A 15,933-nucleotide genomic window follows, 5' to 3' on the forward strand; every position below is an offset into this window, starting at 1 on the left:
CGGCTTGTGCAGTTGGTCCAAGAGCGCTTCGCGATTTCATCCAAGGCCTATTCTGCCTTCGATCCCCTACATTCGTAAATCAGGATTTTTGCATAGAAACGGAAACCTTTTTTGTGAGGTTTTCCGATGATTTCTTTGCGTGATGCGGCACCGTTGAGGCTGCTGATACTGCTGCTCGGTGCCTTCGTCATGATCCCGGCCAGTCCAGTTCAGGCTGAACAGATCCTCCCCCCGGTGCGCATCGAGCAGGAAGCTTTCGCCTGCGTGGACATCAGCGTGGTGAAGCATCACGCGCAGTTGGTCCAGAACGGTCAGACCGAACAGCTCGACAAGCTGCACATGGTCTATCGGTTTGCGGAAGGCTGCGCCTTTCCGCGTCCCGGCCAGTACATGTTCTACGAGGGCTATGACGCCACTAGCAAAGGCGCCTTCGTGTGCCTGCGCCAGCGTCCGGGCTCGGATTGTCTCTGGATGAAGCGTACGGCGATCGGCGAGGTGCCGACCTATTTTCCCGGCCGACGGCTTGAGGAGACCAACAAGGGTATCCCGTGCACGGTGTGGGACCAGGTGGTGAAGAAGTCCCGCGACACCGACAAGGCCATCTACGCGCGCTTCAAGGGCAACCGGCCATCTGGCGACGGCAACGCCGCCAGCGAGATGGCCCAGGGCATGGTGACTGGCATGCTGGGCATGGTCAACGGTGGGCCGGACAGCCACAAGGCGCGGAGCCTAAACCTGTGTGAGTACTACCTGCTGTCCGCCCAACAAGAGGCGCGCAGGCTCTCGGCCTACGAGTGGTGCCCGCAGCTCGTCGCACCTGACAAGCTCGCTGCCGAACGGAGCGGCTATCGATCGGACATCGCCGAAATCGCCAACTCATGCCTGGGTAACAAGTGATGCGCGCGAAAAAATTGGCACTGATGCTGCCGACGTTGCTGCTGGCCGCTTGTCAGGAGACCGGTACGAATGAGCGGTTGCAGGCGGCCGCCGATGTGGTTGGAGCGGAGTACCGGCTGTCGTCGGAGATCATGCAAGCCACGTTCGAGAAGCACGACGTCAACACCCTTGTTGTGGCCAGCACCCGCGGCCCTGCGAAGCGGTACGAACTTCAGGAGCCGGAGCATTGTCAGTTCAGGTTCACGGTGGACGCCGGTACACGCAATGCCCAGACCACCACCGCCGACCTCGGCAAACTCAACCGGCTTGAGGTGCCGCCGACCATGTCGGGCAACTCCGGCATCGTCTACCTGGCCGGCAGTGAAGCGAACACCGTCGAGGTTCGATCGCGCTACGGCAATAACAAGAGCAACAAGGTCCGCCTCAACAACCTGCAGCCTGCGCAGATCGACGCGTTCCTGTCGAAGGTCGCGGAGTTTCAAGACAAGTTCTGCGGCGTGAAGGTTCAGTTGCCCGGCTAGGTGCGCGGGATTGGTTTGCTACAGGGACATGAATTTCCGTCTGGATCGGACGGACACGAGATCAGCCCGGCATGTCGCCGACGCTGATGAACAGGAGTAATGGAATGTCCATCTTCGGTACGCCCACCCACGGTGCATCCTTCGGAGAGGTTGCGACCGGCGGCTCGACTCCTACCCACTCCGCTTCCTTCGGCGAAATCGCCACCGGCGGTGCCGTGCAGGTCTCTGGCTCTACGTTCGGCCAGAAGGTTTCCGGCGCATCGACAGCGACGCATGCCGCGAGTTTTGGCGAGCGGGTGTGCGGCAATTCGGTGCCGACCTATTCGAAGGACTGATGAATAGTTACGGGTCGAGCGGCGTGCTAACGCCGCTCGCCTCCTACTCGACTGTTTAAAGCGTTTCTTCAGCGGCGACAAACCTGGCCTTACCTCTCAGGGAAAGAACGTTTTAATTGGTGCCTAGACGTCTTTGCGGCCAAATCTATCTCTGTCCTTCTGGGCTACAAAGCGTCCGGTGTCGACTCGCAGCCGTCGGCTGGTTCTTGGCGCGGGCGACACCGGCCCCTTCTCTGGGCCGGGCGGCGCACCGCGCAGCGCTGTGCGCGGAAGAAAGGATTTATAAGGATAAAGGATAGCGTCAAAAATCTCTTTTGGTCCGAGTACATAATCCTGAAGCGGGTGGTGTATGCGTCAGCGAAAGGTGGTGTATATGTCAGCGGCGGGTGGTGTATAGGTCAGCGACCGGTGGTGTATGTGTCAGCGGCGGGTGGTGTATAGGTCAGCGACCGGTGGTGTATGTGTCAGCGGGAGGTGGTGTATAAGTCAGTCCGGGTGGCGTATGCGTCAGCAGCTACCGCATCAGCAAGGTGGTGTATGCGTCAGTGCGTCGCGTCGGTGACCAGCACTGGGCGCCAAGCCTGCAACGAGCGGTCTTCACCTTTTCCGATCAACTGAATGCGATACTCCAGCAGTTGACCACCGCAAGCATCGATCGCCTTCTTGAGATCGCGATTGAAGTACTTCTGTTCGGCACGCGTTTGAAAGCGTTGTGCCAGCTCGCTGAGCGACAGGGTAAAGGGCTTGCCGTCCTTTGGCACCTTCAGGGAAAGCAGCCGGTAGAGCGCTCGGTGCATCGGCTGAGCCAGGATGAGGTAATCGCGGCTGAAGGTGCGGAGCATCGGCACCGCCCGTTCAACAATCCCTTGATAGATCCAGTCCGGAATTTCGATGGCGACGCGGGCCGCCTTCCCTTCGATCGTCTGGGCCAGCACATCGACGCGGCCAGTCAAATGGAAGATGCCGCCGCGGTACTTTGACTTCTTTTTCGAATCGATGCTGACCGTGGTGCTGGCGAGGCAGCGGAGGCCATCGACCACGTCCGCGCTGGCATGACCGCCCCATTTTGCCCGTTTGAACTTGACCACCTCACTGATGCTGACTTCGAAGGTGCGCAGCGGCATCGCGGGCGGTTTGACTTCAAGCCCCGCTTTTCGATCGGCCTCATAGCGTTCGACAGCGGCCTTGTACTGGTTGGCCATGTCGGCCAGCCAGCTCTGCATCATCAGAACGAGGTCATAGTCTTCGACCGTTGGTAGTTTCTCGCCTTCCGCTGCCTTCACCCGGAGCGTAAGGCCTTGCGGCGATGTGTAGACCAGCTCGCGCCGGGTTTCGTTGCGGCCGTTCAGGGTGAAGGGTGTCATCTCCATCAAATGCACATCGTCCTTCAAGGCCACTTCGGAAAGCTCGGGAATGAAAAAGTCGGGCTGGGCGTCGTCCGGAGCGACAGCGCGGAGAATCTTCTCGATCGGGGCAACCTCGGTCGCCTGCTCCTCACCGTCGACAACTACCGTGGCGCAAACGATGGGACGGCCAGCGATCTCAGTCGCTGCCGACTTCACCTCGTTGGAAAAATTTTGTGAAATGACGCGGGCCGCGAAAGTGGTCCCCGCGACGACTTTCACCTTGTCATCAGCCAGCTCGAAGCGCGCGCCCAGGAACCAGCTTGCAAACGCCTCCGCCCCGACCATCGTCCGGAGGCGTTGGGCGATTAACTGGCCGGGCGTGCTTGCCGATTCCACGACTAATCGTATTTACGAGTTTACGATCCAGCTGGGAATTCGATTTCCAGCAAGCGGCGGATCTCATCGGCCATCACCTTGCCCCGCTGGGCGCATGCGACCTTGATCCTGGCGTGCAGCTCGACGGGCACGTCGATGGTAAATCGCTTCATGGCCGGTGCCGGCTCGATGACTTCGACCCTTTTGAGGTGCGGTTCGACACCTTGTTCGACCCTTTGGCGTGGGCATTTTGAACGAGACAGCTTTATTACTCATGCGGCGGCTTTCTTCAGGTTGGTTTTGGAGAGGCTTGCCGCGAGACGTAAAATCTCCCTCGCCGCGTCACTCTCTGGATCGGCTTCAAGCACGGAAAGTCCACGTGCGGCGCTCTCGGCGTAAATGACACGCTGGGTGAGCGAGCGCTCGCAGATCGGTAGGTCAAAGTTGGCGAGTGCGCCCCCCACGTCACGGCCAATCGCCGTATTTGCGATTTTGCGATTAATCACAAAAACGGCTTCCAGACTTTGCTTGAATTGCTGGGCTTCCTTGATCAGCTGAACCGTATCGGCTGATGCCCAGACATCATAGGGCGAAGGCTGTACCGGAATGACGACCAGGTCGCTGGCCATGATCGCTGCGCGACCAAGCTCGCTGACGCGTGGTGAGCCGTCGATGATCACCATGTCGTAATCGCTGGCGATACTGGGCAGTTCCTTATGCAAGGTCGGCTTAGGCATGCCAACCACAGGAAAAAGTGGCTCCCCTTCCCTGGTGGATGACCAAGCCAGCGAGCTCCCTTGAGGGTCTGCATCAACCAGCAGGACGCGGTGGCCACTTCGGGCGTAGGCCGCCGCAAGGTTGATGGCGATCGTGGTCTTGCCCACGCCGCCCTTTTGATTCAGCACACCAATGATCATGACTGTCGCAATCGCTTATTTACAGATTTACGATTGCACGCTTTCACGTTCTTGTAGCGGACTCTGCCTATTGGATGTGCATCCACTTCGCAGAAATCGCAAATACGATTATGCGCATCCGCGATTTTGCAACGATGCGATTACCAGGAAATCTCAACGTCAAAGCCGGTAGCTTGCCGCCCGTCCTCGGTGGTCGCAACGCGGCTCTGCCATTCAGCAGCTAGCCCGTTCTGCTTGATCCATTCTTTGAACATCTCGGCGCCGTCTGTTTTTCTCAGGTCAATTCCGTCGGGGAGGGCGATGCGTGTGGCGCGGTGTCCCTTTTTCGCTTCATTGTGGAGGACCATCTTGATCTTGTCGGTGCGCAGATGCGCGGCCGCCAGGTTCTCCAGCGCCGTCTTGTAGGACTTTTCAAGCTCGGGGATGAGCTTCGACAGAGGGCTCTTCATCGTCCACGATTCTGCGCCTTCGCAAAGCGGCTGCCAAGATAGGTGTCAGTGACGGCCAATCGCCCGTGCCCAAGCTCGTTTGAAATCTGCATCCGCGCGCGGAAGTCCGCCGTTTTCTCGGCGCGGCTCATGCGCTCGTACGTGGCGCCGCCAGCTGCAGGGCAGGGGCGATCGGTCAGTGCCTGGTAGCGCCATTGCGCGTACCAGTGCCGGTGACCATGAAGATTGCGGATGCCGGCGCCCCAGGTCACACGCTCAACTTCCTTGCGGAAATCAATGTAGCGCTGATCTTGCGGGATGAGGGAGCCATCACCGCAAGCCTGGCGCAGCTCATCGAGCAACGCGCGCTGGCGTGGATGAACCACGGGGATCTCCCGTGCGCGGCCGCCCTTGCACCAGCTTGATTGCATCGCCAACCGATCACCTTTGTCGGCCTGGCTCACCCGGAATTTCAAGCTTTCTTCGAGCCGCAGGCCGAAAGCCATTTGCAAACGCAATGCCAGCTGCATGCGGTAGGGCAGGGTGGCGAGCCTCTCAATCGGTGTGACGTGAGCCCGGTTACCGTTGAAGGCGGTGCGTTTCTCGATGCCGACGCTCTGGTTATCGCGCGGCACCACGTTAGGCTTGCGGACCCTTCCGGCCCACCAGCGCAGCCAGCCCATGCGGTTTTTCATCGTCCCAGCCGAGAGCCGCGATGTCTGCCAATGTCCAACCAGCGCGTCGACATGGCGCGGTTTCAACGACGACGCGGCCGGGAGCTTGAACCCAAGCCCGCGTAACTCGCGCGCCATGAGCTGCAGGCCCCGGTGCCGCTGGTTGCGCGTCACGTACGACCCTGCGCCATCGCTCAGGGCGATGGTCTTGAGATCATAGGCGAGCGCGTCCATCGTCGTTTATCTTCGTTAGTGTTGATGACCGCCGCGAAAGCCATGGCTTGTCGCGGCCCGCCTTGCTGGCGGATTGGTCGGTTCAATACGGCGAGCGACGCCGCATTGCCTCGTTTGGTCTGTGACCGGTACGCGACCGGGAATGCGGCCAGCTCCTTCCATGCTATGCGTCGGCATTGCCGAGTTGTTGCGTGTCCTTGTCGTTACTTGCCTCGTATCGGCGCGCGGCCGGCATTGCCCGTAGGGTTGCACTGGCGGCGGGATTGCCGGGAATCGTCCGGCTCGTTTGCGTCTTGTTGACATCATCTTTTCTCCATTGAAACGCTCGTGGCCTTGCGGCCGGGGATGGCTCTCATTGTCGTACGGCCTGGCGAATAACTTCTGGCACTCGTCGGCACTCGGCTTTTGCAGAGCCCGTGCCTAATCGGCACGATGTGCAGAATGATTGTGCAACTGCGGAGAGAAGTCGTCCGACAAACTTAGCGCATGACGCGTGGCGCGCGCCCTCACTACTGGTCTGTGACTGTAGTGAGGGCGCTGCAGCGCGAGTGCCGGCACGCCGGCATCGGGGAAGGGGCCTCCCCGAACCCTTCCCGTGGCCGCTTAGGGCTGCGCCATCCAGCGGCCAGCGGAGCGCATGCGCCGCGCTCCACAACTCACTGCGGCCAGGACACCCCGGCGCCCCGCGATCTACGCGACATAGAATCGTGAAATCGTGAATACGATTTGTCGTACTGCCGATGCTTGCCTGTTCGCACATCATCAAAAGCGCCTGATGGCTTTACGTCCTGCGTCATTGCGTCAGCATCGGCATACAGCGAACCGCTGGAAACATCCCTCGTTTGAAAAGGTAATCTCATGTCTGAGAGTAAAAGGCCGACGCACGACGCCTTCGCTGTGGCTGGGGCCGGCCGTAATTCTACATGGACGCGGATCGGCGCGGCTTGGCCGAACGAAGACGGCAAGGGCTTCAACATCGTGATCACCCCGGGCCTAGCCGTGTCAGGTAAGATCGTGCTGCGCGAACCGAAGCCCCAGGCCGATCAGGAGCCTGACTAGATGCGCGTTCTGTAGCCGAAGCAGCTGGCCTCGTGGACGCGTTTCGCGACCTTATCGACAGAACTTCTTGGCCGCATTGGCGTAAGGATGAATTCGTGCGGGCCGTTGAAGCACTGGCCGAGGCCCAACTTGTCACCGATGCCGGGCGATGCAAGGTTCCGCGAGCGCTTTGCCGCGGCCTTCATCCTGTTTGCGAAGTGCTAAGGCTCTCCCACGGGAGAGCCTTTCCTAAAGGGAAGACTGCTTCCAAGCGGTCCCAAGACTTTATTGCTGCGGCTTCAGCAAGTCGACGCCGCCATCGCTATAATTCCTACGCCGATTCGCTTGCCGCGAAACTGGGATACCGACGAGTCAATTGGAATCTGCGCGTTTTGCCTCGTTTGTTTCTTCGGTGCGACGCCTTGAGGTGCTTGCGGCTGTCACCGGCGCTCACCATGTCTTGCCGAATTTCTTGTGGGGCGATTGCAATGCCATTGCCGACCGACAACCCGTTCAATGCCCTATTAAGCCCGAATGCGGCTCCGTCTCCGTATTCAAAGCTTGGGAGCCTCTTTGGCTCGGATCTCAATGGCCCGCTTGGCTCCGCGCTCAATGGTCCCTTTGGCCTGCCGGTGCCAACCAGCAACGTCAACGCGTTATCGTCATTGGTCGCGCCGCCCGCCATTCCGCCGCACCTCTGGTTCTATGTCATCCGCCGATTCCAGGCCATCTTGAACAACATCGCGATCACTGATGCGCAGCGGGAGGATGGTGAGAAGAAACATGCCGGAGTTCGGTCTGCGCTGAACCGCCACTATTGGAATGTTGCTTCGGACACCGCAAACAGCTTGCTTATCGGTTCTTGGGGCAAGGATACCCGCGTCCGACCCTCGCGCGACGTTGATATTCTCTTTCTGCTGCCTCCCAGCGTTTACCATCAATATCAGGCGCGCACCGGTAATCGCCAGTCCGCCTTGCTGCAGGATGTAAAGGAAATCCTGCGCACGACCTACACTCAGACTGCTACCTTGCGCGCCGACGGGCAGGTTGTCCTCTTGCCATTCAATACGATGCCGGTCGAGGTCGCCATTGGGTTCCGTTGCACCGATGGCAGCATCATCTACTGCGACACTAATGACGGCGGCAGCTACAAGACCTCGACGGCCGAAGCCGAGGTCACTGACCTGCGTACCGCTGATCTGACCTGCAATGCTAATGTCCTGCCGCTGGCCAGGTTGATGAAGCAGTGGCAGCGCGAGTGCAACGTGCCGCTGAAATCATTCCAGATCGAGCGGCTAGCGGTTGAATTTCTCCGTGGTTGGAATTACCGCCACCATTCGCTGTTCTACTATGACTAGATGGTGCGCGACTTCCTCGGTTTTATCGTCGGCCGCGCCAACACTACGTTGTTCATGCCCGGTACCTTCGAGGCGGTGCCTCTAGGCGATGCGTGGCTGAGCCGGGCGCAGACCGCCTACAAGAACGCTGTCAGCGCCTCGGACAACGAGGCAGAAGATTTTCGGCGCCGCAGCGCCAGTGCTGGTGCCATGACCGACGCTACACAGGCCCTGGTTGATGAATGTCGACGCCAGGAGGAGAACTGCTCTTACACAGCGACCAGCTTCATCATATGGCTACGTTGGCTCCGGTGGATGAGAACGTTCTGCCTTGCTGCACCTGTGGTCTTCGGCGCACTAGCGACCTGGAAGGTGCTTGAGCAATCGTCGGTCTGGGCCGCGGTCTTTACGCTGTTGGCTACTGTAATACCGCCGACCTATCGGGGCTCCCGTCTCGACGACGCCATCAAAGACTACGAGACGATGTCGGGCGAATTCACGAACATCAGGGATCGCTTCCGTCAGGCGGCGCTTGTGCATTCTCAGAAGCCATACCCCGAATTCGAAGCTCTCGCCAATCAGTTGATCAACCGCCTTGAGAAGGCGCGGGCACGCAGCCTCGCGCCACCGCAGTGGTGCTTCAAACTGGCGCAGAAACAAATTCAAGCAGGGCATTACGCTCACGACTTCGATCAGCGTCAGCAAGAGGATGATACATAGGAGCCTGAGCGTGCCGAAGTCGGCCGGGCTTTAGGCTGCGCCCGGAGCCGTGTCGTCTCCGCCCATGCGGGTCACAATCCCTCACGCTGAAGCGCTGTTGAACTCCTCGCCGGGGGCACTCGGTCAAGCATCTGCCTTCGGCACCGCTAGCACTGATGCGTGCGCCGGGTGCCGCTCTTAACCGGTCTCGTCGCCGCACTCGGTCACGCATTTGCCTACGGCATCGCTATCACTAATGCGCGCGCCGGGTGCATTTCTCTTAGCTCCGCTTTGCTCCGCTGTACAGAAACTCACAGCCACCCTGTCCCGACCGCGTCAAGGCCAAGCCCGTCAGGCGCTACGCGGCCTTGACCCGCTCATGCCAGGGCGGAGGAGGGCCTTCCATCGCGCTAAAGCGCACTCAGGTCGGTTGGCACCTCACCGAATTTTCCGATCAGCTTGGCGTCGCTGAAATCGCCGGTGGCCGGATCACCCGTTCGCGAGAACGCGACAGCGCCGATATGCCCAGGCTTTCGCGACAGCGCCTCGGCCCGCATGACCGCCGCATTGGGATTGAAGCACTCGGTTGGCTCGCCAGCCGCCATGCCGTCGTCAGCGGCGACAAACGGCAACGCGACGTAATAGGTGACTTCCGACATCTCCTTCTCCTAGCCATTGTAGGGATGAAACCGACCGCGCGCGTACGCGTGAGACACCGATTTCATCAATTCGGCCACCTCGGTTTCCAGATACTGGTTTGCCACGATCAACGCCTTGATGGTTGCGCGCACGTCACCGCCGCACGCGGCAAGCGCCTGATCGACAGACGCCTCAAGCGGGTCCTCGTCGCCTTGCGGAATGGGCGTGGGACTTCGAGACATCGGCCATTCCGCGTCCGGTGAGAATGGCAAATTGTTCTCATTTTGTTCTTTTGGAGTCAAGCGGCTCCGGCGGCCTGGAGCGGCAATCTTTTCCGCGCCTTTAAACCGCGGCGCTCGGTAGCGTACCGGTAGGGAACGCTGCCAGGTGCTAGGTTCTTAAGCTACAGTTCGATAACCGTGTTTTGTTGAGTAGCGTGATGGTCAAGCGTGCCAAGCCCCGAGCTCGTACCGCTCCAGTGGAGATGCCGGGATTCATCAAGCCGCAGCTCGCCACCTTGAAGGGCAAGCCTCCCTCGGGAGTGCAGTGGCTCCACGAAATCAAATACGATGGCTACCGCGTTCAATTGCACATCAATGGCGAAAGCCGGAAAGCCTTCACCCGCAACGGCCACAACTGGATCAGACGTTTTTCAGTTATTGCGGGGGCCTTCGACATCCCTGGCCAAGCCATCATCGACGGCGAAGTGGTGGTTATCCACGAGGGCCGGACCAACTTCTCGGAATTGCAGGCCGAACTCGCTGGCGGCCGCCAGGACCGTTTATTGTTCTATGCCTTCGACCTCCTCTGGCTCGACGGCAAAGACCTGCGCAGTACGCCGCAGCTTGCGCGCAAAGACGTGTTGAAGGAGCTGTTTGATGCCCACGGCATCGAGGCCCCGGCGCTGTACAGCGAACATCTGACGGGAAACGGCGGCGACATGTTCGAGGCCGCTGCCAAGCTCGATTACGAGGCATCGTTTCCAAGCGTGCTGACGCTCCTTACCGGTCGGAGCGCACGGAAGCCTGGCTCAAGATCAAGACAGTCCAGCGGGTAAATTCCCCGTCGTCGGGTTCGTAAAAGATCCATCGGGTGTCGCCGCTCTCTACCTCGGCAAGAAGGAAGGCAAAGACCTGGTCTACATGGGCAAGGTCGGAACGGGCTGGAGCCGGACAATCTCGGCGCAGCTCCGCAAGACTCTCGATACCGTGGTAAGCCCAAAGCAGAAGCTCACAAAGGTCATCAAGAAACCCAAGGCGACGTGGGTTGAGCCGAAGTTTTTTGCCGAAGTCGAGTACCGGGACATCACCTCCGAAGGCCTTCTGAGAGCCAGCTCATTCAAGGGGTTGGGAACAAAACCAACATAAATTAATTTGCTTTTCCGAAGTCGGGTAAAGCAATGACGCGTTACTTTTTTCAGATCACAAACGGTGCTCCTCATGACGATGATGTCGGGGAGGAATTGCAAGATGATCACGCAGCTTGGGTGTGCGCCAAGCGTTTGGCGCGCGACATCGAGGACTCACTTCATCCGAACGGGAATTGGCAGGTTGAAGTCCACGACGCCTCCGGGCCTGTCTGCGTGCTGCGCATTCAGAGCAAGATGCTTAGATAAATGAGTAAATTACTCATGCGCGAACGAATCTCGCTATTCTAACCTTTGTTGTATCGGCTACCGATATTTGGGCTTACTATTTCACTATCACCGCGCGGCCTTCGGCAAAGATCGGTGATGAGATCGCCCATCACAGCGCTCCCGCCTTCCTCAAATGGAAAGGAGCAGCGTATGCAGAAGCGACGCCGTTTCAAGCAAGAGCTCAGCCTTCAAGAACGTCTGAATATCTGGGCCAAAGAGGTCTACGATCAGGCTTCAAAACTTCCACCTGGCCCCGAAAGGGATGCGCTTCTGACGAAGGCGAGACAGGCCGACGTCGCCAGCCATTTGGATGATTGGGCTCAGTCGCCGGGCTTGCAGCCTTCCACCTAGGGAACTGGTGCTTCGGATTTGCGTTATCAGGTATCGGACGGTGAGGGCGGATGTAACCCCACCGAAAGGCCCCCTCGGGGGCCTTTGCCGTTTTAAGGAACGCTCGTCGTTACCCGTCGTTGGCGATGTATGGGAATGTATATTGCGGTACTTATAAGCTGTTTCCTGATCGTCGCCCTCGCCAGCTTTGCTTCGCTAAGCGAATGGTAGATCCGGATTGCCCGCTCTGCGGAGGTCTCGGCTGGGTTTGCGAAAACCATCCAGACCGGCCATGGAGCGAAGAGGGCTGCCAATGTGGGCCGCCCATGAAGTGCGAGTGCAATAGCGACGACGACCCGCCCGTCATCCTCGATATCAACGTGCAGAAGCACTAGCGCTCTTTACGAACGCCCTTAAACTTCTTCGCGCTCTTCTTGACGGCCATGAACTCGCCACTTGTCTTGTTGCGCTTGGTCGAGGTCTTTGTCAGGGGATTATTTAGCTGGGTACGGTTCTCCACAGCACCTTTGCGGGCATTGTCGCCGGTCGGTTTGTTGACTGCCATTGGTGCCTCCAAAAACACATAAGCCGCGAATCGGGGCAGTGGTTCCGATTAGGAACGTCAGCCTGCATTATGGATTGAAGACGTGGCGGTCACCGTGCTCGCGGGAGGGCCGTCAGCGCGCGGTATACCTGCGGCGTATGGAGCAGGGCCCGCGCGCTCATTTTTAGCCTTCCTGCTTCGGAACGGCGTCGGCATTGAGCGAGAGCTTGACTACGTCACCCTCGACCGAGCCAACCAGCTTCTTGTCGATGTAGTGGTGATGATCCTTGTGACCTTCCGGGCTGTCCTTCTTGGTCAGCTTGATCCGATCGCTTTCAAGCTTGTCGACAGTGCCGACCTGGACGCCATCCTTACCAACAATTTTCATGTGTTCTTTGATTTCAGACATGTGCTCCTCCGGGGTTGCACAGGCCGGGAATGGGTTAGTTGTCAGCGCGTACCGATGCGTTGATGTCGCAGGCAGAAACCGGAAAAATGCTCCGCGTCCAACATCCCCATTGCGTCCGGTTGTCACCCGGCCTGTGCATTGGACAACTCATCGCCATTGGCGTGGTTGCTAAAAAGCCCGAATGGGTTCGGGGCTCGTTCTAGTGCTGCCGGACGGAGGCGCCTTAATCTCTGCAAAGCTTCAGATCGGTTGTTACTTCGCGCGCGTCACACACCTGCTGTCAAACCAGACAGCCGACGATACAACTCAGCAGCTTACACTTATTGTCTATCCATGCGCTCCGTGTTGCTCGGGTTGATGCTGGCCTCAGTGGCTGGCGCTGCCGTGGCCCAGGACTGGGGCAACATGGCCACGATCTCGTCGACGCTCGGCAACAACACCAACCGCCTCTGTATAGGCGACCATTCGCGCCCGGGGGACCTTGGCTGTCCGAGCTGGGCGCCGAGCCTGACGGCGGCAGGTAGCCTATTCGTCAGCGGCAGCGTGACAGCCGCCCAATTCGTTGGTGATGGCTCGGGCCTGACCAATGTCGGGGCCGCCAGCACCGATCGCATCACCAGCGGCACCACCAGCATGCTGGCTATCTCTAACACTGGCTACATCAGCCTTACCCAAGCTGGCACTAACACTGGCTGGTTTGATCCGACACGTGGGCTGGTGACGATTGGCGTCAGCAGCACCGGGCCGATCAGCGGGACAAACTATTACTCCTCCGGCAGCGGTGGATACACGGCCGTCGCCGGCAACTACAATGTAGGCACAGGTAAAGGCATAAGCTGGTACAACATCAACAACACCTCCATTTTTGGCAATCCGACCGATTTGACGTTGAGCGGCGCCCAGAATATGGCGTTTAAAACCGAAGCCATGCGCATCGTCAGCAGCGGCTACGTTGGCATCGGCACCGTTACGCCACAAGCGACGCTGGATGTCGTCGGCACAGTCCGCTCCACCGGTGGCGGAGGAAGCTATATCAATATGGCGGCTGCTGGGAGCAATGGCGAGGTGCTGGTAAGCAGCAGCAGCCCTTACCTCTCTCTGTTCAGCACCAGCAACAACGGCACCGCGCTTCGCTTCGGGGCGGCCGGATTCTATGGTTTTGCATTGGGGCAGCCTTCCGGCACGCAAGACCTCGCCCTTTCTTCCGGCTCGATGCCCAGCAGCACCAATAGCTATCTGTACGTCAACCGCACCAGCGGCAACATCGGCATCGGCAGCAGCGTCCCTAGCGCGACGCTCTACGTCAGCGGCACCAGTTGGATTGGCAGCACATCGTCAAGCTATCTGCAGGGTGATGCTCACTTCGGTCACTCGTCATCCTTCGCCTATTCACCTAACCTGAGTATCCAGACCATGGGTAACTCATGGGCGACCACGAACTTCCAGGCGGACTTGGGGCAAGGCCAATTCTTCTTCACCCGCAGTTCCGGAGGCAATGCGGTACCTATCATGCAAATCCGCTCTGCCGATTACCTGGGAACGACCTTCAGCCTCTTCACTACTAGCTCTACAGTGACCAGCGGTACGGTGATCGGCGGCATTACAAACCCCTACGTCGCCCTTAATCAGTCCGGCACCAGTTACATCAGCACCACCGGCATGCTCGTCGGGCCCATGGCTTATCTGCGCCCGGCCGCAACCGCGCTTGAAGTAAACGGCACCGTCAGCGCCACCAACCTGGTCGTGAATGGCGTCAGCATCACCGGGGCTTCGACGGCCGACCGGATCGTCAGCGGCAGTATCAATGCGGTTGCCGATGTATCGACTGGAGCCGTGCGGGTAAGCGGCACCCTCGCGCTGAACAACACCGGCAATGAGCCCTGCGATGCCGCACACTACTACACGTTCCGGGCCAATCCCGTCACCCAGCAACTAGAAATGTGCCGGCCGTAGCGGGTCGAGCCGTTGGCTTAGTGAGGGCCCGCATCTTTCCGCTGGTCAATTGTTCTGGCGCGATAGATCATAGTTGCTGACGGTAGGTGGTGTAGACCGATGAAATTCGCTCTCGTAGATGGCCGGCGCGTTGAAGCATTGCCGACAGGCATTGAATCCTGCCCGAGGTGCGAAAGCCTAGTCATAGCCAAATGCGGCGCGCACAGGATCTCTCATTGGGCGCACAAAAGGCGATCCGGAATTGCGATTCCTGGACAGAGAAAGAGACCGAGTGGCATCGTGCCTGGAAGAACAGATTCCCTGCTGATTGGCAGGAAGTTATCCAGCAAGACGAGCAATCGGCGGAGAGACATATCGCCGACGTGCGGACGCAACACGGCCTGGTGATTGAATTCCAACATTCCCATCTCAATCCGTTTGAACGCACCGCGCGCGAGCGCTTCTACGGAAACATGGTCTGGGTGGTCGATGGCACCCGCTTGCAGCGGGATTATCCACGCTTTCTGAAGAACAAGGCCAACCTGCGGGCAACTGACTATCGCGGGTACTATCTTCTCGACTTCCCGGATGAGTGTTTTTCCGCGCTGTGGCTCGACTGCGCAGCCCCCGTGATCTTCGATTTCCGAGGAACCGGCGAAGGCTTAGGTCAAGATATCATCAGAGACGCATTGTGGTGCCTACTTCCGGGGCGCGCCGGAAGATATGCGGTGGTCGTTGAACTGTCGCGCAACTACTTCATGCACGCGACTTCCAACCAGGCCCAGTTGCTGCCTGCACAGGATATCGTGGCCGGTTTCGCTCAACGCCTGCAAGCATCACACGCAGCGCAGGAGCGGAGATATCAAGCCTCCTTTTTCATGCCTGGACGCGCCTTTGCGCGACGGCGATCTTGGCGCCTTTGATCAGGTTGTACGGGTAGCCAGAGCTCGCTAGGGGACGCTGCCGAGGCATCAGCGCCACCTCAAACTTAAATACAGGATGAAGGCGAGCGTCACGATCGCAAGCGCATAGATAGCGGTCTCACCGTTCGCGCTGGCAGAAAGGCCAAATAGCTGAATTTGCAGGTTTTGGGCAGAGGGCATCGGAAGTCCTTTGCCGGGCGCGAGAGATCGCCCGGCGTTGTTGCGCCTTGGGCGATCTCTGATTGCGCAACCTCTACCGCCGCGCTCGGGCATCCGCCTGCATCAGAAACCGTATGTCAGCTTTTCCGCTCGAAGCTTCCGTTCGGGAGTTGCAATAACTCGCCTTGGCGAAGGCCTACGGACTGGCCTCTCCCCTCCACGGGGTGCTTTGTGTTGCGGGTAGAGCGCAGCAGGAAAGCAACCACTAGAATAGTGCGACGGCCGCGATTCGCAAGGGGATGCCGCCGGTCCTGGCACCCCCCGCTATCGGACTAGCGGCAATTTGGAAGCTTATTGAATTGTGGAGGGCCGCTGTGGCCACTCAGTATGAAGAAGCGAAAAGGTTGCTGCCAATCGTCGCCGCGGCGGCAAGGTCTGGTCAGCATCTCACCTACCAAATAGCTGTGATCTTCCCCCAAAAAAATGGACAGGGTTAAGCTGCTTCTAGCTCCATCTCGATCGGACTGAGATATCCAATGGCCGAGTGGCGACGCGTTCGA

General features: G+C 58.9%; 21 protein-coding genes. 12 read left to right on the top strand and 9 right to left on the bottom strand.

Annotated elements, in window-relative coordinates; genetic code table 11:
- Positions 1–126 precede the first annotated feature (126 nt).
- From GGD62_RS34250 to GGD62_RS34260, 3 genes are all read left to right on the top strand, one after another.
- Positions 127–897, top strand: coding sequence for a hypothetical protein (locus GGD62_RS34250; protein ID WP_183712648.1), 771 nt, complete (start codon positions 127–129; stop codon positions 895–897).
- Positions 897–1,418 carry a hypothetical protein gene (locus GGD62_RS34255; protein WP_183712651.1) on the top strand — a complete coding sequence of 174 codons (522 nt, stop codon included), beginning with the start codon at positions 897–899 and terminating at the stop codon, positions 1,416–1,418. Before GGD62_RS34250 ends, GGD62_RS34255 begins: the two co-directional genes overlap by 1 nt.
- 104 nt (positions 1,419–1,522) lie before the next feature.
- Positions 1,523–1,753: a hypothetical protein gene (locus GGD62_RS34260; protein ID WP_183712654.1), complete on the top strand. Its 231-nt coding sequence runs from the start codon at positions 1,523–1,525 to the stop codon at positions 1,751–1,753.
- 542 nt (positions 1,754–2,295) lie between these two features.
- Here the strand turns inward: GGD62_RS34260 and GGD62_RS34265 are convergent.
- From GGD62_RS34265 to GGD62_RS34285, 5 genes are all read right to left on the bottom strand, one after another.
- Positions 2,296–3,495 carry a replication initiator protein A gene (locus GGD62_RS34265; protein ID WP_183712657.1) on the bottom strand — a complete coding sequence of 400 codons (1,200 nt, stop codon included), beginning with the start codon at positions 3,493–3,495 and terminating at the stop codon, positions 2,296–2,298.
- 20 nt (positions 3,496–3,515) lie between these two features.
- Positions 3,516–3,743 carry a plasmid partition protein ParG gene (locus GGD62_RS41590; RefSeq protein ID WP_312014319.1) on the bottom strand — a complete coding sequence of 76 codons (228 nt, stop codon included), beginning with the start codon at positions 3,741–3,743 and terminating at the stop codon, positions 3,516–3,518.
- A 3-nt stretch (positions 3,744–3,746) separates the two neighbouring features.
- Positions 3,747–4,391, bottom strand: coding sequence for a ParA family partition ATPase (parA, locus tag GGD62_RS34275; protein ID WP_183712663.1), 645 nt, complete (start codon positions 4,389–4,391; stop codon positions 3,747–3,749).
- A 140-nt stretch (positions 4,392–4,531) separates the two neighbouring features.
- Positions 4,532–4,840, bottom strand: a complete 309-nt coding sequence (locus GGD62_RS34280) for a hypothetical protein (RefSeq protein ID WP_183712666.1) — start codon at positions 4,838–4,840, stop codon at positions 4,532–4,534.
- On the bottom strand, positions 4,837–5,727 hold the full coding sequence (locus tag GGD62_RS34285) for a phage integrase N-terminal domain-containing protein (protein WP_183712669.1): 891 nt from the start codon (positions 5,725–5,727) through the stop codon (positions 4,837–4,839). Before GGD62_RS34285 ends, GGD62_RS34280 begins: the two co-directional genes overlap by 4 nt.
- A gap of 858 nt (positions 5,728–6,585) precedes the next feature.
- Between GGD62_RS34285 and GGD62_RS34290 the strand changes: the two genes are divergently transcribed.
- The 3 genes from GGD62_RS34290 (at position 6,586) to GGD62_RS34300 (ending at position 8,822) form a co-directional block, all read left to right on the top strand.
- Positions 6,586–6,786: a hypothetical protein gene (locus GGD62_RS34290; RefSeq protein ID WP_183712672.1), complete on the top strand. Its 201-nt coding sequence runs from the start codon at positions 6,586–6,588 to the stop codon at positions 6,784–6,786.
- Between the two features lie 467 nt (positions 6,787–7,253).
- Positions 7,254–8,123: an SMODS domain-containing nucleotidyltransferase gene (locus GGD62_RS34295; RefSeq protein WP_183712675.1), complete on the top strand. Its 870-nt coding sequence runs from the start codon at positions 7,254–7,256 to the stop codon at positions 8,121–8,123.
- Entirely contained in the window at positions 8,124–8,822 is a 699-nt protein-coding gene (locus GGD62_RS34300) for a hypothetical protein (RefSeq protein WP_183712677.1), read from the top strand.
- Between the two features lie 389 nt (positions 8,823–9,211).
- Here the strand turns inward: GGD62_RS34300 and GGD62_RS34305 are convergent, their stop codons facing one another.
- Positions 9,212–9,460, bottom strand: a complete 249-nt coding sequence (locus tag GGD62_RS34305; protein WP_183712680.1) for a hypothetical protein — start codon at positions 9,458–9,460, stop codon at positions 9,212–9,214.
- 9 nt (positions 9,461–9,469) lie between these two features.
- Positions 9,470–9,682 carry a hypothetical protein gene (locus tag GGD62_RS34310; protein ID WP_183712715.1) on the bottom strand — a complete coding sequence of 71 codons (213 nt, stop codon included), beginning with the start codon at positions 9,680–9,682 and terminating at the stop codon, positions 9,470–9,472.
- A gap of 197 nt (positions 9,683–9,879) precedes the next feature.
- On the opposite strand from GGD62_RS34310, the gene GGD62_RS34315 reads away from it, so the two are divergent.
- The 4 genes from GGD62_RS34315 to GGD62_RS34325 all read left to right on the top strand — a co-directional run bounded on the left by GGD62_RS34315 (position 9,880) and on the right by GGD62_RS34325 (position 11,427).
- The gene (locus GGD62_RS34315; RefSeq protein WP_312014317.1) at positions 9,880–10,497 is read left to right on the top strand and encodes a hypothetical protein; all 618 of its coding nucleotides are present in this window, start codon (positions 9,880–9,882) and stop codon (positions 10,495–10,497) included.
- A gap of 85 nt (positions 10,498–10,582) precedes the next feature.
- Complete coding sequence (locus GGD62_RS41755) at positions 10,583–10,807, top strand: hypothetical protein (protein ID WP_312014318.1); 225 nt, start codon at positions 10,583–10,585, stop codon at positions 10,805–10,807.
- A 32-nt stretch (positions 10,808–10,839) separates the two neighbouring features.
- A complete protein-coding gene (locus GGD62_RS34320) occupies positions 10,840–11,055 on the top strand; it encodes a DUF6894 family protein (RefSeq protein WP_183712683.1) in 216 nt (71 codons plus the stop codon).
- Between the two features lie 171 nt (positions 11,056–11,226).
- A complete protein-coding gene (locus tag GGD62_RS34325; RefSeq protein ID WP_183712686.1) occupies positions 11,227–11,427 on the top strand; it encodes a hypothetical protein in 201 nt (66 codons plus the stop codon).
- Positions 11,428–11,797: 370 nt separating this feature from the next.
- Here GGD62_RS34325 and GGD62_RS34330 read toward each other — a convergent pair whose 3' ends face one another.
- Both GGD62_RS34330 and GGD62_RS34335 read right to left on the bottom strand, forming a co-directional pair.
- The gene (locus GGD62_RS34330; RefSeq protein ID WP_183712689.1) at positions 11,798–11,971 is read right to left on the bottom strand and encodes a hypothetical protein; all 174 of its coding nucleotides are present in this window, start codon (positions 11,969–11,971) and stop codon (positions 11,798–11,800) included.
- 163 nt (positions 11,972–12,134) lie between these two features.
- Positions 12,135–12,359: a DUF2171 domain-containing protein gene (locus GGD62_RS34335; protein ID WP_183712692.1), complete on the bottom strand. Its 225-nt coding sequence runs from the start codon at positions 12,357–12,359 to the stop codon at positions 12,135–12,137.
- 405 nt (positions 12,360–12,764) lie between these two features.
- On the opposite strand from GGD62_RS34335, the gene GGD62_RS34340 reads away from it, so the two are divergent.
- Together GGD62_RS34340 and GGD62_RS34345 are read left to right on the top strand one after the other, a co-directional pair.
- A complete protein-coding gene (locus GGD62_RS34340) occupies positions 12,765–14,312 on the top strand; it encodes a hypothetical protein (RefSeq protein WP_183712694.1) in 1,548 nt (515 codons plus the stop codon).
- A gap of 215 nt (positions 14,313–14,527) precedes the next feature.
- On the top strand, positions 14,528–15,214 hold the full coding sequence (locus tag GGD62_RS34345) for a competence protein (protein ID WP_183712697.1): 687 nt from the start codon (positions 14,528–14,530) through the stop codon (positions 15,212–15,214).
- Positions 15,215–15,933 lie beyond the last annotated feature (719 nt).

Origin of the sequence: Bradyrhizobium sp. ERR14, from assembly GCF_014198235.1 — a bacterium.
Taxonomy (GTDB): Bacteria; Pseudomonadota; Alphaproteobacteria; order Rhizobiales; family Xanthobacteraceae; genus Bradyrhizobium.